The organism is Diaphorobacter limosus (genome assembly GCF_033100095.1).
GTDB classification, from domain to species: Bacteria; Pseudomonadota; Gammaproteobacteria; order Burkholderiales; family Burkholderiaceae_C; genus Alicycliphilus; species Alicycliphilus limosus.
Genome location: NZ_CP136921.1, coordinates 998006 through 1016732 on the forward strand (window position 1 = coordinate 998006; position 18727 = coordinate 1016732).

Consider the following 18727-nt stretch of genomic DNA (forward strand, 5'->3'; position numbering starts at 1 on the left):
GTCAATCCTCGCGCGTTCCCAGCAGGCCCTTGGGGCGCAGGATGAGTATCAAAACCAATAGCAGGTAGGGCAATATGGGAGCCACCTGCGAGACGGTTAGCTTCAAAACCGGCCAGCCCAGGCTGCCCTCCCCCACCGGCATGCCGAAATGCGCCAGCAGCCCGGCCAGCGAATAGTCCAGCGCCACGGCAAAGGTCTGCAGGATGCCGATCAAGAGCGAGGCCAGGAATGCCCCGGCCAGCGAGCCCATGCCGCCCACCACCACCACCACGAAGATGATGGAGCCCACCGACGCGGCCATGGCCGGCTCGGTGATATAGGTGTTGCCGCCTATCACCCCGGCCAGGCCGGCGAGCGCGCAGCCGCCGCCGAACACCAGCATGAACACGCGCGGCACGTTGTGGCCCAGGGCCTCGACCATCTGCGGGTGCTTGAGCGCCGCCTGTATCACCAGGCCGATGCGCGTGCGCGTCAGCAGCAGCCACACGGCCAGCAGCATCAGCAGGGCCACCAGCATGATGAAGGAGCGCGACCGGGGGAACTGCGTGCCGTACAGGGTGAACAGCGGCCCCTGTAGCAGCGGCGGCAGGCCATAGGGCACGGTGGAGCGGCCCCAGACCAGCTGCACCAGCTCGAGCACCAGGTAGGACAGGCCGAAGGTGACGAGCAACTCGGGCACATGGCCGAACTTGTGCACCCGGCGCAGGCAGTAGCGCTCGAACGCGGCACCCAGCAAGCCCACGGCCAGCGGCGCCACGATAAGCGCCGGCCAGAAGCCGATGGTGCCGGACAAGGTGTAGGCGAAATACGCGCCCAGCATGTAGAAGCTGGTGTGGGCGAAGTTGAGCACGCCCATCATGCTGAAGATCAGCGTCAGCCCGGAACTCAGCATGAACAGCAGCAGCCCATAGCTGACGCCGTTGAGCAGCGAGATCACGAAAAACTCAAGATTCATCTAAAGCGCCCGGTGGCTGCCGAAAAAAGGGCCCGAGCTCACTCGGGCCCCAAGGGTTGCCCCGCCTGGAGCAATGCCACGGTCAGGGTCAGCTGGGCCGCTTCATCTGGCAGGAGGTCGGCGTGCTGGCCACATAGGGTTCGTAATACTTCACCGGCACAAAGGTGTGGCCGGTGTTCTCCGCGTCCAGCGGGTGCTTGGCATCGGCCTTTTCCCAGCGCGTGATGTACAGGCCCTGCTGCAGCTGGTGGTCGGCCTTGCGCATCTCGACCTCGCCGTTGAAGCTCTTGAACTTCATGCCCTCCATGGCGGCCGCCACCTTCACCGGGTCGGTGCTTTTGGCGCGCTGGAAGGCCTCGGTCAGCATGGAAAAACCGTGATAGACAGAGCCGGTGTACATGTCGTCATTGAACCTGGCCTTGAAGCCGCGGACGATGGCGTTGATCGGCCCCTCGTGGTTCGGGTGGCTGTAGCCCACCATATAGACCTTGCCGGCAGCCGCCGCACCCAAGGCCGTGGGCGCGCCCGTGGCCACGGCGTAGTAGGTGTAGAACTTGACGTTGTTCAAACCCGCGTCGTTCGCCGCCTTGATCAGCAGGGCCAGATCGGAGCCCCAGTTGCCGGTGATCACGCTGTCGGCGCCCGACTGCTTGATCTTGGCGATGTAGGGTGCAAAGTCGCGCACCTGGGCCAGCGGCGCCAGGTCGTCGCCGACGATCTCCACATCGGCGCGCTTGCGTTTGAGCATCTCCTTGGCGTACTTGCTGACCTGCTGACCGTGCGAGTAGTTCTGGTTGATCAGGTAGACCTTTTTGACTTCGGGCAGGTCCTTCATGTAGGTGGTCAGCGCCTCCATCTTCATGGAGGTGTCGGCATCCAGGCGGAAATGCCAGTAGCTGCACTTGCTGTTGGTCAGGTCGGGATCGACGGCGGCGTAGTTGAGGTAGACCACCTCCTTGCCCTTGTTGCGCGCGTTGTGCTTGTCCAGCGCATCGATGATGGCCAGCGCCGGGCCCGAGCCATTGCCCTGCACCACGTAGCGCACGCCCTGGTCCATGGCCGAGCGCAGCGCGCTGGTGGTTTCCTGCGGGCTGAGCTTGTTGTCTATGGGGACGATCTCGAACTTCACGCCGGCGGCGTTGTTCTTGCTGAACTCCTCGGCCAGGTACTGCCAACTCTTCATCTGGTTCGTGCCCAGCGCCGCCATCAGGCCCGACAGCGGATCCAGCCAGGCGATCTTGACGGTTTCACCCTTTTGGGCAAATACGGCCCCAGCGCTTGCCAGCATTGCGCAAGCGGCTATTGTTTTTACTGCAAACCTCATCGTTGTCTCCTTCCTTTGCATGAATGGGCGACAGCGTACAGGCTGCAACAAATGGCTTCTTCAGGGATAGCCCGTAGCAGCTATCGCCAATGTGACCGGTGCGCCGCCCGGCGTGCGGCGCACCGGCGGGCAGGCTCACAGCCCGGGCAGTTTGTAGTCGGCCAATTGCTCGCGCAGGCGGGTCTTGAGCATCTTGCCGGTGGCGCCCAGCGGGATGGCATCGACGAACACCACGTCATCGGGTATCTGCCACTTGGCCGTCTTGCCCTCGTAGAAGGCAAGCAGCTCCTCGCGCGTGAGCTCCTGCCCCGGGCGCCTGACCACGACGACGATGGGGCGCTCGTCCCACTTGGGGTGCGGCATGCCCACGCAGGCGGCCATGGCCACGGCCGGGTGGGCCATGGCGATGTTTTCGATGTCGATGGAGCTGATCCACTCGCCGCCCGACTTGATCACGTCCTTGCTGCGGTCGGTGATTTGCATGTAGCCGTCGGCGTCTATGGTGGCCACGTCGCCGGTGGGGAACCAGCCCACGCCGTCCGCGTCCTTGACCAGCGGGCATTCGCCCTTGTAGTAGCTGTCCAGAATCCAGGGGCCGCGCACCAGCAGGTCGCCATAGGTCTTGCCGTCCCACGGCTGCTCGCTGCCGTCGGCGCCGACGATCTTCATCTCCACGCCATAGACCGCCCGACCCTGCTTTTCAAGTATGTGCATCTGCTCGTCATGGGGCAGGTGCAGGTGCTTGTTCTTGAGCGAGCACAGCGTGCCCAGCGGGCTCATCTCGGTCATGCCCCAGGCATGCATCACCGACACGCCGTAGCCTTCCTGGAAGGCCGTGATCATGGCCGGCGGGCAGGCCGAGCCGCCGATCACCGTGCGGTTCAGGCTGCTGAACTTCAGCCCGTTGGTCTTCACATGGTTCAGCAGCATCTGCCACACCGTGGGCACGCCGGCAGCAAAGGTCACGCCCTCGGCCTCCATCAGCTCATACACCGACTTGCCATCGAGCGCCGGGCCGGGGAACACCAGCTTGCAGCCGGTGAGCGCCGCCGAGTATGGGATGCCCCAGGCGTTGACGTGGAACATGGGCACCACGGGCAGCACGCTGTCGCGCGCCGACAGGCACATCACATCGGGCAGGGCTGCCGCATAGGCGTGCAGCGTGGTGGAGCGGTGGCTGTACAGGGCGGCCTTGGGGTTGCCCGTGGTGCCGCTGGTGTAGCACATGCTGGATGCCGAGTTTTCGTCGAACGTGGGCCAGCGATAGTCGCTGGAGGCGCCACCTATCCAGGCCTCGTAGCTCACCAGGCCGGGTATGCCGGAATCGGCCGGCAGCCTGTCGGCGTCGCACAGGGCCACCCATTGCCTGACCATGGGGCACTTGGCATGCACGGCCTGCACGATGGGCAGGAAGCTCATGTCGAAGCACAGCACCTGATCCTCGGCATGGTTCATGATCCAGGCGATCTGCTCCGGGTGCAGGCGCGGGTTGATGGTGTGCAGCACACGACCCGAGCCCGAGACGCCAAAGTACATCTCCATGTGGCGGTAGCCATTCCAGGCCAGGGTGGCCACGCGGTCGCTGAACTGCAGGCCCATGCCATCGAGGGTATTCGCCAGCTGGCGCGCGCGCCGTGCCAAGTCGCGGTAGGTGCAGCGGTGAATATCACCCTCCACCCGGCGCGAGACGATCTCGCCATCGCCATGGTTGCGCTCGGCAAAGGTGATCAGCAACGAGATCAGGAGAGGTTGGTTCTGCATCAGGCCCAGCATGGATACTCCTCGGAGAAGGTGGATGGAAAGCCGCACCATCCTAGCGGCGAACCCGGTGCCGTCATCCTCCCGGCCATCAGGAAAAACCCCGCGTGGGCACGCCAGACGCAAGGCCTTTGTCCACTGCGGGACATCGGCCTGCAAGGACAATCCCCGCATGCCTGCATCCACGGTTTGCCCCCCTCCCGCAACAACACCTGCCCAGCCCCTGCTGGCCGGCTGGCACGACGGCTTTGCCGCGCTGGGCCCGGCCTTTCATACCGAGCTGCGTCCCACGCCCCTGCCCGCCCCGTACTGGGTGGGCACCAGCGCCGACGTGGGCACGCTGCTGGGTCTGCCCGTCGGCTGGCCGCAGCGCGACGATGCCCTGCAGGTCTTCACCGGCAATGTCCTTCTGCCCGGCAGCCGGCCGCTGGCCAGCGTATACAGCGGCCACCAGTTCGGCGTCTGGGCCGGCCAGCTCGGCGACGGGCGCGCCATCCTGCTGGGCGAGACGGCGGGCGGCCAGGAGGTGCAGCTCAAGGGCTGCGGGCGCACGCCCTACTCGCGCATGGGCGACGGCCGCGCCGTGCTGCGCTCTTCCATCCGCGAGTTCTTGTGCAGCGAGGCCATGGCGGCGCTGGGCGTCGCCACCACGCGCGCCCTGTGCATCACGGGCTCACCCCAAAGCGTCGCGCGCGAGGAGCTGGAAACCGCCGCCGTGGTCACGCGCGTGGCGCCCAGCTTCATCCGATTCGGCCATTTCGAGCATTTCGCCGCGCGCGGCCAAGAGGCCGAGCTGCGCCAGCTGGCCGACTACGTCATCGCGCGCTACTACCCGCAGTGCAGCGGCACGAGCAACCCCTATGCGCAGCTGCTGCAGGCGGTGAGCGAACGCACGGCCGCGCTGCTGGCGCATTGGCAAGCCGTGGGTTTTTGCCATGGCGTGATGAACACCGACAACATGAGCATCCTGGGCCTGACCATCGACTATGGCCCGTTCCAGTTCCTGGATGCCTTCGACCCCGGCCATATCTGCAACCACAGCGACCATCTGGGCCGCTACGCCTTCAACCGCCAGCCCGGCGTGGCCTATTGGAACCTGCTGTGCCTGGCCAAGGCCCTGCTGCCGCTGATCCGCGACGTGGAGCAGGCGCAGGCGGCCCTGGACAGCTACGAGCCCTTGTTCGTCGAGCAGTTCATGGCGCGCATGCGCGCCAAGCTCGGCCTGCGGCAGGCACGCGCAAGCGACGAAACCCTGGTCGATAGCCTGCAGCAGCTGCTGGCCAAGAACCGCGTGGACTACACCATCTTCTGGCGCCGCCTGTCACGCGCCGTGGCCGACGGCAAGGACGAGCCCGTGCGCGACCTGTTTGCCGATCGCGCCGCATTCGATGCCTGGTTGCTACAATATAAAGAGCTATTGGCGCTTGATGATAAAGCCATTGCGGCCGATTTGATGCTGAAAACCAACCCCTGCTTCGTGCTGCGCAACCACCTGGCCGAACAGGCCATACGCGCTGCGAAACTTGGCGACCTTTCAGTACTCCAAACCCTTCAGCGGCTGCTGGCCCGCCCCTTTGACGAACACCCGGGGTTCGAGGCCTATGCCGACTTCCCGCCCGACTGGGCCTCCTCCCTTTCCATCAGTTGCTCTTCATGACCTACGCAATACAGAAAACCGACGCGGAATGGCAGGCCCTGCTGCGTGACAAGGGCGCCGAGCCCGCGGCCTTCCAGGTCACGCGCCATGCCGCCACCGAGCGCCCATTCACCGGCAAGTACGAGCGGCATTGGGCCGACGGCAGCTACCACTGCATCTGCTGCGGCGCCAGGCTGTTTGACTCCGGCACCAAGTTCGACGCGGGTTGCGGCTGGCCCAGCTTTTCGCTGGCCCTGCCCGGCGCCATCCAGGAAATCGAGGACAGGAGCCACGGCATGCGGCGCGTCGAGACGGTATGTGCACAATGCGGGGCCCACCTGGGCCATGTCTTTCCCGACGGCCCGGCCCCCACCGGCCTGCGCTACTGCATGAACTCCGCCTCGCTCGCCTTTGAACCCCCGGCGCCATGAAACTGCTCATCGATTTTTTCCCCATCATCCTGTTCTTCGTGGCCTTCAAGGCCTGGGGCATCTACGTGGCCACCGGCGTGGCCATCGTCGCCACCATCGCGCAGATCGCCTACATCCACTTCAAGCACGGCAAGGTCGAGCCCATGCAATGGCTCAGCCTGGGGGTGATCGTGCTGTTTGGCGGCGCCACGCTGTTGGCGCAAAGCGAAACCTTCATCAAATGGAAGCCCACTGTGCTGTACTGGCTCATGGGTGGAGCATTGCTCGTCGGCCAGCTGCTGTTTCGCAAGAACTTCATCCAGTCGCTGATGGGTGCGCAAATCGAGCTGCCCGCGCCCGTGTGGCTCAAGCTCAACTGGGCCTGGACCGGCTTTTTCAGCGCCATGGGCGTGCTCAACCTGTGGGTGGCCTACAACTTTGACACCGACACCTGGGTCAACTTCAAGCTGTTTGGCGGCATGGGCCTGATGCTGGCCTTCGTCGTCGCCCAGGCCCTGTACCTGAGCCGCCAAATGAAGGAAGACGGCACCACCGCAAAGGACGCGCAACCATGACCGCCACCCCCATCGCCATCACCGCCGAAGCCATGGAGGCGCGCCTGCGCGAGGTTTTGGCGCCCACGCAGCTGCAAGTGCTGGACGAAAGCTGGCAGCACGAAGGCCACCCCGGCGCCAACGGCACGGGCTTTGGCACGCACTTTCGCGTGCGCATTGCCTCGCCCCGGTTCGCCGGCCAACGCAAGGTGGCGCAGCATAGGCTTGTGTATGATGCGCTGCAGATTTTTATTGACCATGGCGCGCACGCCATCGCCATTGAAACTCTCTAACCCAGCCTCACTCTAAGAAACTGCGGGTCCGGTGGCCCGCAGACTTGTTTTCTCCCTGTGGATCTCCAATGAAGAAATCGCTCTTGTCCGGCCTCGTGGCCGCAGCCGTGCTGGGCACGATGGCTTTGCCCGTTGCCGCACAAAACCTCGCCATCGTCAATGGCAAGGCCGTTCCCAAGGAACGTGTCGAAACCCTGAAACAACAGGTGGAACGCTCGGGCCGCCCCATCTCTCCCGAGATGGAAAACCAGATCAAGGAAGAAGTCATCGCCCGTGAGATCTTCATGCAGGAAGCGCAAAAGCGCGGCCTGGAGGCGACGTCTGACTACAAGGCGCAAATGGAGCTGGCGCGCCAGACCATCCTGATCCGTGAGCTGTTCGTGGACTTCCAGAAGACCAACCCCGTCACCGACGCCGAGATCCAGGCCGAGTACGACAAGTTTGCTGCCGCCAACGCCGGCAAGGAATACAAGGCCAGCCATATCCTGGTGGAAAAGGAGGACGAGGCCAAGGCCATCATCGCGGCGCTGAAGAAGGGCGGCAAGTTCGAAGAGATCGCCAAGAAGCAGTCCAAGGATCCCGGATCCGGCGCCCGTGGCGGCGACCTGGACTGGGCCAACCCGAGCAGCTACGTGCCCGAGTTCACCGAAGCCCTGGTCAAGCTGGAAAAAGGCAAGCTGACCCAGACCCCCGTGAAGAGCCAGTTTGGCTGGCACATCATCCGCCTGGACGACGTGCGCGAGGCCCAGTTGCCCAAGATCGACGAGGTCAAGCCCCAGATTGCCCAGCAGCTGCAGCAGCAAAAACTGGCCAAGTTCCAGGAAGACCTGCGCGCCAAGGCCAAGGTGGAGTGACGCACCGCGCCTCTGCGCACCCAACAACGCGGCCCTGGTGGCCGCGTTTTTTACGGCTGCATGAACCAGCCCACCAGCATCAGGGCGCCCATCATCACCGGCTGGTGCAGCATGTAATAGCTCAGGCTGTAGCGGCCCAGCACCGCCAGCGCCACGCCGGTGCCCGGCATGGCCCAGGCAAGCCAGTGGGGCCGCCGAGCGAGCAGCCATTGCCCGCCCGCCATGCCCCACCACATCACGCCCAACCAGGGGAACAGGGGTACATAGTCCTCGGTGAAGGGTTTGTGCGTCACCCAGCCGAGCCAGTTCAGCGCACGGCCATTGAACGTCTCGGCCAGTCCGGCAAGCGGCCCCTCCAAAGCCCACCCCGCCAACCAGGGCAAGGCCACGGCCAGCAGGCCCATTGGCCACAGCCAGCGTCCCCAGCCCGCGGTCAAGCGCGCGAAGAGCAGCATCACCGCCATGCCGTGCAGCACGCCAAAATAAATGAAACTGCGTGGAAACATCAGGTAGGAACCGACCGTGACCAAGAGCGCACAGGCTGCGATCTGCCCCCAGCGCCGCCAGAACCGCGGCCACGCCAGCCGCCTGTGCCAGGCCACGGCCTGACCCATGCCGGCGCACAACAGAAACAGGCTGACGATCAGGGTGCGCTGTACGGTCCAGAATGGATCGCCAAGGAAGTCCTGCTGCCAGTAGCCAAAGTGGCTCAGGTCGAAGCAGAAATGAAACACCGTCATCCACACCATGGCCAGGCCGCGCAAGGCATCGACCAGGTCATGGCGGGCGGCGCTGCCGCCGCGCGGCCCAGGATCAACCCGTGGCAACGGTCGTTTCCAGTAACGTTTGGTCTGCAAGGACGACGCGGTTGCGCCCCTGGGCCTTCGCCGCATACAAAGCCTCGTCGGCGCGGCGCAGCAAGCCAATGGGTGTTTCATGCCCCGTCTGCAGCTGCGCCACACCGATGGAAACGGTCACCCGGATACTGGCACCCGCCGCCATCACCAGCACTGACTCCTGCACCGCGGCACGCACACGCTCGAGCAGAGCGACACCGTTGTCCGCCGCCGTATTGACCATCAGCAACACGAATTCCTCACCGCCCCAGCGCGCCAGGATATCGGTGGACCGAATGTAGCCCGCCACCGTCCGGGCAAACGCGGCCAGCACCTGATCCCCGGCATCATGGCCGTGGGTGTCGTTGATGTGCTTGAAATGATCCAGATCCAGCTGGGCTATCAGCAGGGGCTGGTGGTTGCGCTGCACCCGCGCGCCTTCCAGGTGCATGATCTCCAGCATGAAACGCCGGTTGTGCAGGCCGGTCAGTTCATCGCGAATGGCCCGCTCGCGCTCGTTGGCCGCCGCTTGCGCGAGCTCCAGCTTGCGCTTGCGCGAGGCCAGCACACGCAGGTTGATGAACGTGCAACTCGCCAGCATCACCACAATCATCACCATGTAAGCCGCCGTCAGTGCCAACGGCTGGCTCCCATGAGCCAGGCCCCATTGGGCCACCGACAGGGCGACGCCAAACACTGCAATGCCGTAGAACAACACAAACAGCATCTGCCGTGGCGACAGCCCAAACACGCCAAAAATCAGGATCACCGCCAGGATCGGCAGCGTGATGCCGCGCGCCGATCCGGCAATCACATAGGCCACGGCAGTGCACGTTACGGATGAAACGATCTGGAGGAACGTCAGGGCCGGGTCTTCCCAGCGCTGGCTGTAGCCACTGCGAATGAGCCAATACACGGCAATCAGGCCAAGGGAGCACACCACGCTGAACCAATGCACATGTCCGGCATCAGCCAGACCCGCGGCCGCCACCAGCTGCAGCGCGGCAATACAACACAGCATCAGCAAGGCCGCCATCACGCTCATCGAAAGACGAATGCGCTGATCACGATCGGTGGTCAACAGCGCATCCATTGCCCTCCGAATCAGGCCCGATGATGGTGGATTGTCTTGCTGCAACACCGCTCCCTTCTGCTTTGGGCGGAAAGTATGGCAGACGAACACACCCAGCATGACGGCAAGACACCGACACTCACGAGTGAATGTCATTTCTGAGACACACCCAAAGCGCAGCCAAAAACCAAAAGGGCTTGCACCAATAAGATGCAAGCCCTTGATTTTATTGGTCGGAGCGGCGGGATTCGAACTCGCGACCCTCTGCTCCCAAAGCAGATGCGCTACCAGGCTGCGCTACGCTCCGACAGCTGGCATTCTAACCTGCCAAACCATGGTTCACAGGCGAACGGCGCGATTTTTGTCGCCATCAACGCCTGGCCGGCGGAGCACCCGTGCCCGGCCCAGGGCCGCGTCCGGCCAGGTGGCGGAAGGTGATACGGCCCTTGGTCAGGTCGTAGGGCGACATCTCCAGCGACACCTTGTCGCCGGCAAGAATGCGGATATGGTGCTTGCGCATCTTGCCGCCGGTGTAGGCGATCAACTGGTGCCCGTTGTCCAGGGTCACGCGAAAACGCGAGTCTGGCAGGACTTCGGTGACGCTGCCCTGCATCTCGATCAGCTCTTCTTTGGCCATATGTGGTCAATCTCTAGATAACAAATGTCTGTGGCGGCGCTCATGGAAAGTCCTGCGCAACCATAGCCAGCGATCGCAGGCCCTTCAGGAACCCGGCGCAAAGTGCTGACACAGTGCTGGTACAGGCAGGGGAGTCGCAAACCCGATGGCTGGATGCCAACAGACCGGGTAACGGCAGCTTCAATGGCCAAGCGCGGCGCTATGTACGAAGCCGAGCATTGTACTGCGATGCGCTGGCTTGCACCTAGGTTTGCGTTACAGCTGCAGCCAATGTTTTCACGAGATCGGACTGGGTGATGATGCCAACCAGCTGCTGCTCCTCGTTCACCACCGGGATGTGATGGTGCCCCGCATCAGAAAACAGCGGCACCAGATCCATCACATGCTGCTCGGCCAGCACCTGCAGTACCGGCGCCGACATCAAGCCCTGCACCTGCTCGGGCCGTTTGGGCCGCCCCAGGATGAGCGTACGCAGGCGCTGCCCCATGCCCTCATGCACCTCCAGATTGGCCAGCCGCATGAAGTCGGCCATGGTTACGATGCCGATGACCGCCTGCTGCTCGTCCACCACCGGCAGGGCCTTGATGGCTTGTTTGCGCATCAATGCCCAGGCATCCTTCAGCGGCGTATCGGCCACCACCACATGCACGGGCGCCGACATGATCTGCCGGCAGCGCAGCTCGCCCAGGGTGCGCTGAAACGCTGCCTTGCCGGCCAGATGCAGCAGGCCCTCCAGATCGTCGCGACTGACGTCCAGCACCTGGTTGTAATGTGACAGTGCGTCATCGAGGTCAGCCGACGTGAAGGCGCCAGATTCCTTGCGCGTTGACGGCGGCGTGGCCTGCGCATGGGGGTAGCTGCGGCCCGTCAGGTGATTGAAGGCCATGCCCGCCAGCACCAAGGCCAGCACGTTGAAGGCCACCGGCAATGCCGCTGCAGCCGTGCTGTCGTGTGGATGCAGCACGGCAAACAACGCCATGCCTCCGCCCGGCGGGTGCAGGCAGCGCAGGGCCAGCATCACCGCCACGGACAGGCCGACGGCCAGGCCGCTGGCCAAGGACAGGCTGGGTACGAGCGCCGCACAGGCCACGCCCACGAGATAGGACAGGACAGTTCCCGCGAGCACCGGCCAGGGTTGCGCCAATGGACTGGAGGGCAAGGCAATGATCAGCACTGCACTCGCCCCCAGCGAAGCCACCATCCACGGTGGAGACGAGGCCATGCCCAACGACTGTGCGAACAGCGCAACCACGGCGATGCACATGACCATGCCCAACACCATGCGCCAGCGCTCGCGCTGGTTGATGCGCACGCGCGCAGGTTTGAACAGGCGCAACCACACCAGCGCACGGCTGGCGCCAGGCTCGTTACCGGGGTTCTGGGATGGTGGCAAAAACATGGAAAGGCAAGCCGCACCGCGCGGGGCCGCGCATTATCAATGCGGCTTGTCGGCAATGTGCCGGCATGGTTATTGGGCTGGTCAGATCAGGCCCGATCACTCTATAGAATGGCCTGGCTATTTTTGCCAAAGATTGCCGCTACGTGTCTGACCGCCTCGCCGTGCTTCCGCAGTATCTGCTGCCCAAACAACTGCTCACCACCCTTGCCGGCCGGTTGGCCTCGGCACATGCCGGCAGCCTGACCACGGCCGCAATCCGCCGATTCGTGGCGCGCTACCGCGTTGACATGAGTGAGGCTGCCGAGCCCGACATCACCGGCTACGCGAGCTTCAACGATTTCTTCACGCGCGCACTGCGCCCCGGCCTGCGCCCCCTGGCCGATGCAGCCGTGGTGTGCCCGGTGGATGGGGCGGTGAGTCAGCTGGGCCCGATAGAACGTGACCAGATTTTTCAGGCCAAGGGCCACCACTACTCCACCACCGCCCTGCTGGGCGGCAATGCGCAACTGGCGGCGCAATTTGAGGATGGCCATTTCGCCACCATCTATTTGAGCCCGCGCGACTATCACCGCATCCATATGCCGGTCGATGGCCGTTTGCTCAGCATGGAGCATGTGCCTGGTGCGCTGTTTTCGGTCAACCCGACAACGGCGCGCGGCGTGCCCGGTCTGTTTGCGCGCAACGAGCGCGTGGTGTGCATTTTTGACACCCCGCTCGGCCCCATGGCCCTGGTGCTGGTGGGGGCCACGATTGTCGGCAGCATGGCCACCGTGTGGCATGGTCAGGTGAATCCACCACGCACCGGCCAGCCGCGCCGCTGGGACTATTCGGATCAGCAAATCACGCTGCGCCAGGGCGATGAAATGGGTCGTTTTTTGCTTGGCTCCACCGTGGTGCTGCTGTTTGCGCGCAGCGCCATACAGTTTGAGCCAGGCTGGGCTGCGGAGCGCCCCGTGCGCCTGGGTCAGGCCATGGCGCAGCACAGCGCTGGCTGACTGAGAAACGTCAATACGCCCCGGGTACGCGCTCGGTGGTAAACACCGTCGGCTCCAACTCCAGCTCCATGGGATCAACGGCCTCGGTACTGCCCACCAGATACACGGCCAGATCATTGCGCCGCAGCGTTACATGGCTCACGGTTTCCCAACTGCCTGCACGCTTGACACGCGTACCCGGCTTGAAAACGGGCATGCGAAATTGCCTGGACCAACCCCAAATTACCTCTGGTTGGTCGGCGCCTTCAATGGGGGTTTGGATGATCTCCATGGCGTGCCATCTTAGTCGAAAGGGTTGATCGGGCCGCAACGATCACGGTGCGAGTTGCAGCCGCAACAGTTGCCCGGGATCCTCGTCGGTCAGCAGGTACAGCCAGCCGTCCGGGCCCTGGCGCACGTCCCGCACACGTTGTGCCAGTTGCGGCAGCAAGGGTTCGGTGGCGGTGACCTGGCCGCCCCGCACGCTCAGGCGTTCAAGCATGCGGCTCTTGAGCGCGCCCACCACCAGGCTGCCCTGCCACGCCGGGCCATAGCGATCACTGGTGATGAAGGCCATGCCCGAGGGCGCAATCGATGGCACCCAGTAATGCAGCGGCTGCTCCATGCCGGCGTGGTGGGTGATGCCTGCACCAATCGAGCCGCCACCGTAGTTCACGCCATAGGTGATCACGGGCCAGCCGTAGTTCCTCCCTGGCTCGGGGCGGTTGACCTCGTCGCCACCCTGGGGGCCGTGCTCGTGCGTCCACAGCGCGCCGTCGGGCGCCAGCGCGGCGCCCTGCAGGTTGCGGTGGCCCAGGCTCCAGATCTCGGGCCAGACAGAGTCGCGGCCCACGAAGGGGTTGTCGGGCGGCACGCGCCCGTCCTTGCCCACGCGCACGATCTTGCCCAGGTGGCTTTGCAGGTTCTGCGCCTGGTCTTTCTCGCTGAAGCGCTCGCCCAGCGTCAGAAACAATGTGCCATCGCCCCGACCGCCAACCCGGCGCTCGACGATGCGGCAGCCGAAATGCAGGCGGCTGGCGATCTTGGGGCGCTGCGAAAAGATGACCTGCAGGTCTTCCAGCCGCCGGTCGTCCTGAGACAGCCGCGCCCGCGCCAGCGCCGTGCTGTTCTTACCCTGGTCGGCACCACTGCCAGGCTCGGAAAAGCAGAAGTACAGCCTGCGGTTGCTTGTGAAGTCGCTGTCCAGCGCCACGTCGAGCAGCCCGCCCTGGCCGCCGCTGGCAATGGCGGGCAGCCCGGTGATGGGCGCCAGCAGGCGCCCCTCGGGCGTGGCCACGCGCAGCCGGCCCGGGCGTTCACTGATGAGATAGCGGCCATCGGGCAAAAAGGCCACGGCCCAGGGGTGCTCCAGCCCTTCAACCACGGTGTGCGCCACGATGCGCGGGGCGCGATGGTGCTGCACGCCTAGCGCTGCGGACTGGGCCAGCGCGGTACTGGCCAGCGCGAATGCAGCCACCCCGCGCAGGGGCGAGCGAACAAGATGAGCAAGGTTGGGGCGGTGGCTGGCAGGTCGGCGCATGACGTGACTCCCGGGCTATGGCCCCATTCTGGCAAATGCCGCGGCCGGCATAATCCGCGCCGACATGACGTACGCCACAAAGACGCGCATACTCAAAGCCATGACGCCGAGCCTCTCGATTCTTGCCCCGCTGTCGGTGGCCTTGTTCTGCGCCGCGCCCGCAAGCGCGGCATCGGCGCAGCGCGCTACGGGCGACGGCGCCCTGGCCACCAGCCTGCGCGAGCAGGCCATCGCCTACGAACACGCCGAGGGAGTGACACGCGATACGGCCCGGGCCGCAGCGCTGTACTGCGAGAGCGCGCGGCTTGGCGATATGGTGGCCCAGTACAACCTTGGATGGATGTATGCCCATGGGCGCGGCGTGGCACGCGACGACGAAACGGCAGCCTTCTTCTTTCACGCGGCAGCCGAGCAGGGGCTGGACGTCGCCGCACGCATGTTGCAGGTCGTTGGCGGCAGCACCGGCAAGATGCCCGGGTGCATGCGCCCGGCACCACAGGCAACAACCAAGGCAGCTCCACCTGGCGTGGACTACCAGGCAATTGCACCGCGCAAGATCGTCGAGATGGTGCACAAGATGGCGCCTCAGTACCAGGTCGAGCCGCAGTTGGCTCTGGCCATCATTGCCGCCGAGTCGAACTTCAACCCCCAAGCGCTATCACCCAAGAATGCGCAGGGATTGATGCAGCTGATTCCAGAGACCAGCGAGCGCTTTCAGGTCAAGAACCCCTATGACCCGGCGCAGAACATCCGGGGCGGATTGTCATACCTGCGCTGGCTGCTGGCCTATTTCGAGGGTGATGTGGCGCTGGTGGCAGCCGCATACAACGCCGGTGAAGGCAAGGTGGAGCGCTACCGCGGCGTGCCCCCTTACCTGGAAACGCGAGCCTATGTGCAGCGCATCCTGAAGGCCGTCGGCACTGCCATACACCCGTTCGATCGCACCGTCACGCAGCCTTCGCCGGCACTCGAACGCATTCGGCTGGTACTCCGGCCTCAATAGCGACAGTGGCGCCGGCCGCTGGCGCAGGATACTGCGCTGACCACGGTGACAAAACCACCAGTGCCATGACCTCACTCAGGGCGTCGGCAACACGAAACTTGATAAAGTCACGGCAACTTTTCACGAAGGCCAGCGTTGCCTTGGTGCTGCTGATCAAGGCCACCTATCCCCAACGCTGAACGCCGGCCTTCCAACTCAACGCAGTAGCGTTCAGTGTCCTATTTCCACCCCATTCACTCAGAAAGCACTCCATGGCACGTACCGTCCATTGCATCAAACTCGACAAGGAAGCCCAGGGCCTCGACTTCCCGCCCTACCCCGGTGAACTGGGCAAGCGCATCTTCGAAAACGTGAGCAAACAGGCCTGGGGCGACTGGCTCAAGCACCAGACCATGCTGGTGAATGAAAACCGCCTCAACCTGGCCGACGCCCGCGCCCGCCAATACCTGGCCCGCCAGATGGAAAACCACTTCTTCGGCAGCGGCGCAGACGCTGCGGCGGGCTATGTCCCGCCCAAGGCGTAACACAGTGAAGCCTTGCCAGAAGTGGTTTCGCCAAAACCACTTCTTCGGCAGCGGCGCAGACGCTGCGGCGGGCTATGTCCCGCCCAAGGCGTAACACAGTGAAGCCTTGCCAGAAGTGGTTTCGCCAAAACCACTTCTTCGGCAGTGGCGCAGACGCTGCGGCGGGCTATGTCCCGCCCAAGGCGTAACACAGTGAAGCCTTGCCAGAAGTGGTTTCGCCAAAACCACTTCTTCGGCAGCGGCGCAGACCTTGTGCAGACCCCGAACTCCCAAAGATCACCGTGCTTCCATCGGCCTCCCTGCTGGAATCGTTCCAAACCTCGCAGATCAGCTTCATGCTGGTGATCTACCTGCTGGCCATCACGGCCGAGGCCATGTCCGGTGCACTGGCGGCCGGGCGGCGCAACATGGATGTCTTTGGCGTGACGGTGATCGCCTTCGTCACTGCCCTGGGCGGCGGCACCATACGCGACATGGTGCTGGGCCACTTCCCGATCGGCTGGACGCAGCACCCCGAATACGTGTACCTGGTGATTGCCGCCGGCCTGCTGACCACCGTGGTGGCGCGCTTCATGCACCACCTCAAGCAGCTGTTTCTGTGGCTGGACGCACTTGGGTTGATCGCGTTCTCGCTGATCGGCTGCAGCGTGGCGCTGGAGCTGGACTACCCCACGGTGGTGGTGGTCATGAGCGGCATGATCACCGGCATCAGCGGCGGCATCCTGCGTGACGTGCTGTGCAACCAGGTACCGGTGGTGTTCCGGCGCGAGCTCTACGCCAGCGTCTCCATGGCCGTATGCCTGCTGTTCCTGGCGCTGCGCGCCTGGGATGTGGAACACAACCTGAGCACCGCCGTGTGCTTTGTCGGTGGCCTGGCGTTGCGGCTGGCGGCCATTCGCTGGCATTGGCGGCTGCCGGTGTTCTCCTACCAGCAGCGCTGGGAATGACACACATCCATGTCCGAAACCATCGCCTGGCTGCCTGACGGCACCCCTTACAGCACCCGTTTTGACGATCGCTACCACGGCGAACAGGGCTTGGCCCAGGCGCGCGACGTGTTTCTGCACGGCTGCGGTCTGCCAGCGGCGTGGGCCGGGGCGCAGCAGTGGCGCATTTTGGAGACCGGCTTTGGCTTTGGCCTGAACTTCCTGGCCACCTGGGCCGCCTGGCGCGCCGACCCGGCCCGCCCGCGCCTGCTGCATTTTGTTTCGCTCGAGGCCTGGCCGGTGTCGGCTGACGACCTGCTGCGCGCGGCCCAGCGCCACCCAGAGTTGGCCGACCTCGCCCAGGAGCTGCACGCCCAGTACTGGGGCCTGCTGCCCGGCATCCACCGGCTATGGCTTGACGATGGGCATGTGCTGCTGACGCTATGCATTGGCGACGCCCAGGCGCTGCTACGCCAGCAGCTGTGGGAAGTGGACGCGGTGTACCTCGACGGCTTCAACCCGCAGCGCAACCCAGCGATCTGGAGCCCGGAAACCCTCAAGGCCATGGCGCGCCACTGCCGCCGTGGCACGCGGCTGGCGACGTGGACAGTGGCGCGCAGCGTGCGCGATGCGCTCACGCAATGTGGCTTCCAGGTGGAGATGGTGCCCGGCCTGCCTCCCAAGCGCGACAACCTGCGCGCCTGCTACGACCCGCACTGGCAGCCGCGCAGCAGCCGCCAGGCGCCCGAATTCACCCAGCCGGCACGCTGCCTGGTGCTGGGCGCGGGCCTGGCCGGGGCCACAGCTGCCGCCAGCCTGGCGCGCCGTGGCTGGCAGGTCACGCTGCTCGATGCTGCCAGGACCCCTGCTGCTGGCGCCTCCGGCCTGCCGGTGGGGCTGTTTGCGCCGCACTTGTCGCCCGACGACAACCTGTTTGCCCGCGTCTCACGCGCCGGCGTGCGTGCCATGCTGCAGCAGTCTGGTGCGCTCTTGCAGGCGGGCGTGGACTGGAACCCGGCCGGGGTGCTTGAGCGCCGCCCCGCCGGCGAACTGGGCTTGCCCGCCGCCTGGGCCGATGGCCCGGGCACGGACTGGAGTCAGGCGGCAGGCGCCGATCACCTGGCCGCCGCCGGCCTGCCCCTGGACACAAGCGCTTGCTGGCACACCCGCGCCGGCTGGGTGTGCCCGGCGCGTTTGATCGCCCGGCTGCTGGCGCAGCCCGGCATCGCCTTGCGCCCGAACAGCCCCGTGGCACGGCTGCAGCACACCTCCCCCAGCCTTTGGCAGGTGCTGGACGGCACAGGCGCCGTGCTGGCCGAGGCCGAGCTGGTGGTCGTGGCCGCTGGCCCGGCGAGCAACGCCCTGCTGGCGCAACTGGCCGGCCCACGGCTGCCGCTGCAGTCGGTGCGCGGCCAGATGAGCTGGGGTCTGCAACCCGAGCCGGCACCCGGCCTGCCACCCTTTGCCGTCAACGGCGGCGGCGCGCTCATGGCCCATGTGCCCTGCGAAGGGGCTCTGGCGTGGCATATGGGCGCAACCTTTGAGCGCGATGTGGAACGCCTGCCGATGACCATCGCCGAACAAGCCGACGCCCACATGCATAACTGGCAGCGCCTGCAGGCCCTGGTGCCCACCGCCGCGGCCACGCTGCGCCCGGCCTTTGCGCCCGGCGGCGACCTGCGCGCCTGGTCGGGCGTGCGCTGCACCTCGCAAGACCGCATGCCCATCGTCGGCCCGGTGGATGCAGCCGCCCTGCCCGGCCTGTGGATCAGCACCGCCATGGGCGCGCGCGGATTGACACGTGCCGTGCTCTGCGCCGAACTGCTGGCGGCGCGCCTGATGGGCGAACCATTGCCGGTCGAGACCAAGCTGGCGCGCGCCATGGGCACGGAGCGGCTATAGCCCGAGCGAACCTCGACATTCCGTTTCATATGCACATTTATGCATATATGAAGTTCTAAATATTCGTTTGTTTTTATAAGACTGCCTTTTACAGTCCCGCCCATCCCCGCTGCTGGGCGCGCCAAAAGGG

19 protein-coding genes and 1 tRNA gene are annotated in these 18727 nt (G+C 64.9%); 10 read left to right on the forward strand and 10 right to left on the reverse strand.

Translation table 11 applies throughout. The annotated features are described in order from the left end of the window. Position 1: 1 nt before the first annotated feature. The 3 genes from P4826_RS04890 to P4826_RS04900 all read right to left on the reverse strand — a co-directional run bounded on the left by P4826_RS04890 (position 2) and on the right by P4826_RS04900 (position 4052). Complete coding sequence (locus tag P4826_RS04890; protein ID WP_317702786.1) at positions 2-955, reverse strand: branched-chain amino acid ABC transporter permease; 954 nt, start codon at positions 953-955, stop codon at positions 2-4. Positions 956-1043: 88 nt separating this feature from the next. After that, positions 1044-2279, reverse strand: coding sequence for a branched-chain amino acid ABC transporter substrate-binding protein (locus P4826_RS04895; RefSeq protein WP_317702787.1), 1236 nt, complete (start codon positions 2277-2279; stop codon positions 1044-1046). 135 nt (positions 2280-2414) lie between these two features. Continuing rightward, the gene (locus tag P4826_RS04900; protein WP_317702788.1) at positions 2415-4052 is read right to left on the reverse strand and encodes a 3-(methylthio)propionyl-CoA ligase; all 1638 of its coding nucleotides are present in this window, start codon (positions 4050-4052) and stop codon (positions 2415-2417) included. 157 nt (positions 4053-4209) lie between these two features. Between P4826_RS04900 and P4826_RS04905 the strand changes: the two genes are divergently transcribed. From P4826_RS04905 to P4826_RS04925, 5 genes are all read left to right on the forward strand, one after another. Continuing rightward, complete coding sequence (locus P4826_RS04905; protein ID WP_317702789.1) at positions 4210-5694, forward strand: protein adenylyltransferase SelO; 1485 nt, start codon at positions 4210-4212, stop codon at positions 5692-5694. Then, a complete protein-coding gene (gene msrB, locus P4826_RS04910; RefSeq protein WP_317702790.1) occupies positions 5691-6104 on the forward strand; it encodes a peptide-methionine (R)-S-oxide reductase MsrB in 414 nt (137 codons plus the stop codon). Before P4826_RS04905 ends, msrB begins: the two co-directional genes overlap by 4 nt. After that, positions 6101-6658, forward strand: coding sequence for a septation protein A (locus P4826_RS04915; protein WP_317702791.1), 558 nt, complete (start codon positions 6101-6103; stop codon positions 6656-6658). The genes msrB and P4826_RS04915 overlap by 4 nt, the downstream gene beginning before the upstream one ends. Then, positions 6655-6930: a BolA family protein gene (locus P4826_RS04920; RefSeq protein ID WP_317702792.1), complete on the forward strand. Its 276-nt coding sequence runs from the start codon at positions 6655-6657 to the stop codon at positions 6928-6930. Before P4826_RS04915 ends, P4826_RS04920 begins: the two co-directional genes overlap by 4 nt. Before the next feature lie 68 nt (positions 6931-6998). Further along, positions 6999-7784, forward strand: a complete 786-nt coding sequence (locus P4826_RS04925; protein WP_317702793.1) for a foldase protein PrsA — start codon at positions 6999-7001, stop codon at positions 7782-7784. Positions 7785-7834: 50 nt separating this feature from the next. Here P4826_RS04925 and P4826_RS04930 read toward each other — a convergent pair whose 3' ends face one another. From P4826_RS04930 to P4826_RS04950, 5 genes are all read right to left on the reverse strand, one after another. Next, on the reverse strand, positions 7835-8533 hold the full coding sequence (locus P4826_RS04930) for a heparan-alpha-glucosaminide N-acetyltransferase (RefSeq protein WP_317703711.1): 699 nt from the start codon (positions 8531-8533) through the stop codon (positions 7835-7837). A gap of 64 nt (positions 8534-8597) precedes the next feature. Next, a complete protein-coding gene (locus tag P4826_RS04935; protein WP_317702794.1) occupies positions 8598-9812 on the reverse strand; it encodes a GGDEF domain-containing protein in 1215 nt (404 codons plus the stop codon). Positions 9813-9922: 110 nt separating this feature from the next. After that, a tRNA-Pro gene (locus tag P4826_RS04940) sits at positions 9923-9999 on the reverse strand. Between the two features lie 63 nt (positions 10000-10062). Beyond that, positions 10063-10329: a translation initiation factor IF-1 gene (gene infA, locus P4826_RS04945; RefSeq protein WP_317702795.1), complete on the reverse strand. Its 267-nt coding sequence runs from the start codon at positions 10327-10329 to the stop codon at positions 10063-10065. A 244-nt stretch (positions 10330-10573) separates the two neighbouring features. Beyond that, positions 10574-11728: an HPP family protein gene (locus P4826_RS04950; RefSeq protein WP_317702796.1), complete on the reverse strand. Its 1155-nt coding sequence runs from the start codon at positions 11726-11728 to the stop codon at positions 10574-10576. Positions 11729-11871: 143 nt separating this feature from the next. Between P4826_RS04950 and asd the strand changes: the two genes are divergently transcribed. Beyond that, a complete protein-coding gene (asd, locus tag P4826_RS04955; RefSeq protein ID WP_317702797.1) occupies positions 11872-12723 on the forward strand; it encodes an archaetidylserine decarboxylase in 852 nt (283 codons plus the stop codon). 10 nt (positions 12724-12733) lie between these two features. On the opposite strand, the gene P4826_RS04960 is transcribed toward asd, so the two are convergent. Both P4826_RS04960 and P4826_RS04965 read right to left on the reverse strand, forming a co-directional pair. Next, positions 12734-12919 (reverse strand): hypothetical protein, encoded by a 186-nt coding sequence (locus tag P4826_RS04960; RefSeq protein ID WP_317702798.1) that lies wholly within the window; start codon positions 12917-12919, stop codon positions 12734-12736. Positions 12920-13036: 117 nt separating this feature from the next. Next, positions 13037-14242 (reverse strand): PQQ-dependent sugar dehydrogenase, encoded by a 1206-nt coding sequence (locus P4826_RS04965; RefSeq protein WP_317702799.1) that lies wholly within the window; start codon positions 14240-14242, stop codon positions 13037-13039. Positions 14243-14306: 64 nt separating this feature from the next. Between P4826_RS04965 and P4826_RS04970 the strand changes: the two genes are divergently transcribed. From P4826_RS04970 to mnmC, 4 genes are all read left to right on the forward strand, one after another. Further along, on the forward strand, positions 14307-15245 hold the full coding sequence (locus tag P4826_RS04970; RefSeq protein WP_317702800.1) for a lytic transglycosylase domain-containing protein: 939 nt from the start codon (positions 14307-14309) through the stop codon (positions 15243-15245). Positions 15246-15496: 251 nt separating this feature from the next. Then, positions 15497-15769, forward strand: a complete 273-nt coding sequence (locus P4826_RS04975) for an oxidative damage protection protein (RefSeq protein WP_317702801.1) — start codon at positions 15497-15499, stop codon at positions 15767-15769. Positions 15770-16050: 281 nt separating this feature from the next. Next, on the forward strand, positions 16051-16716 hold the full coding sequence (locus P4826_RS04980) for a trimeric intracellular cation channel family protein (protein ID WP_317702802.1): 666 nt from the start codon (positions 16051-16053) through the stop codon (positions 16714-16716). A 9-nt stretch (positions 16717-16725) separates the two neighbouring features. Next, positions 16726-18597, forward strand: coding sequence for a bifunctional tRNA (5-methylaminomethyl-2-thiouridine)(34)-methyltransferase MnmC2/FAD-dependent 5-carboxymethylaminomethyl-2-thiouridine(34) oxidoreductase MnmC1 (mnmC, locus tag P4826_RS04985; RefSeq protein WP_317702803.1), 1872 nt, complete (start codon positions 16726-16728; stop codon positions 18595-18597). Positions 18598-18727 lie beyond the last annotated feature (130 nt).

Bases quoted from the DNA above. Each gene is read 5' to 3' on its own strand.
- P4826_RS04890 (WP_317702786.1), bottom strand. From the start codon at position 955: ATGAATCTTGAGTTTTTCGTGATCTCGCTGCTCAACGGCGTCAGCTAT.
- P4826_RS04895 (WP_317702787.1), bottom strand. From the start codon at position 2,279: ATGAGGTTTGCAGTAAAAACAATAGCCGCTTGCGCAATGCTGGCAAGC.
- P4826_RS04900 (WP_317702788.1), bottom strand. From the start codon at position 4,052: ATGCTGGGCCTGATGCAGAACCAACCTCTCCTGATCTCGTTGCTGATC.
- P4826_RS04905 (WP_317702789.1), top strand. From the start codon at position 4,210: ATGCCTGCATCCACGGTTTGCCCCCCTCCCGCAACAACACCTGCCCAG.
- msrB (WP_317702790.1), top strand. From the start codon at position 5,691: ATGACCTACGCAATACAGAAAACCGACGCGGAATGGCAGGCCCTGCTG.
- P4826_RS04915 (WP_317702791.1), top strand. From the start codon at position 6,101: ATGAAACTGCTCATCGATTTTTTCCCCATCATCCTGTTCTTCGTGGCC.
- P4826_RS04920 (WP_317702792.1), top strand. From the start codon at position 6,655: ATGACCGCCACCCCCATCGCCATCACCGCCGAAGCCATGGAGGCGCGC.
- P4826_RS04925 (WP_317702793.1), top strand. From the start codon at position 6,999: ATGAAGAAATCGCTCTTGTCCGGCCTCGTGGCCGCAGCCGTGCTGGGC.
- P4826_RS04930 (WP_317703711.1), bottom strand. From the start codon at position 8,533: ATGGTGTGGATGACGGTGTTTCATTTCTGCTTCGACCTGAGCCACTTT.
- P4826_RS04935 (WP_317702794.1), bottom strand. From the start codon at position 9,812: ATGCTGGGTGTGTTCGTCTGCCATACTTTCCGCCCAAAGCAGAAGGGA.
- infA (WP_317702795.1), bottom strand. From the start codon at position 10,329: ATGGCCAAAGAAGAGCTGATCGAGATGCAGGGCAGCGTCACCGAAGTC.
- P4826_RS04950 (WP_317702796.1), bottom strand. From the start codon at position 11,728: ATGTTTTTGCCACCATCCCAGAACCCCGGTAACGAGCCTGGCGCCAGC.
- P4826_RS04960 (WP_317702798.1), bottom strand. From the start codon at position 12,919: ATGCCCGTTTTCAAGCCGGGTACGCGTGTCAAGCGTGCAGGCAGTTGG.
- P4826_RS04965 (WP_317702799.1), bottom strand. From the start codon at position 14,242: ATGCGCCGACCTGCCAGCCACCGCCCCAACCTTGCTCATCTTGTTCGC.
- P4826_RS04970 (WP_317702800.1), top strand. From the start codon at position 14,307: ATGACGTACGCCACAAAGACGCGCATACTCAAAGCCATGACGCCGAGC.
- P4826_RS04975 (WP_317702801.1), top strand. From the start codon at position 15,497: ATGGCACGTACCGTCCATTGCATCAAACTCGACAAGGAAGCCCAGGGC.
- mnmC (WP_317702803.1), top strand. From the start codon at position 16,726: ATGTCCGAAACCATCGCCTGGCTGCCTGACGGCACCCCTTACAGCACC.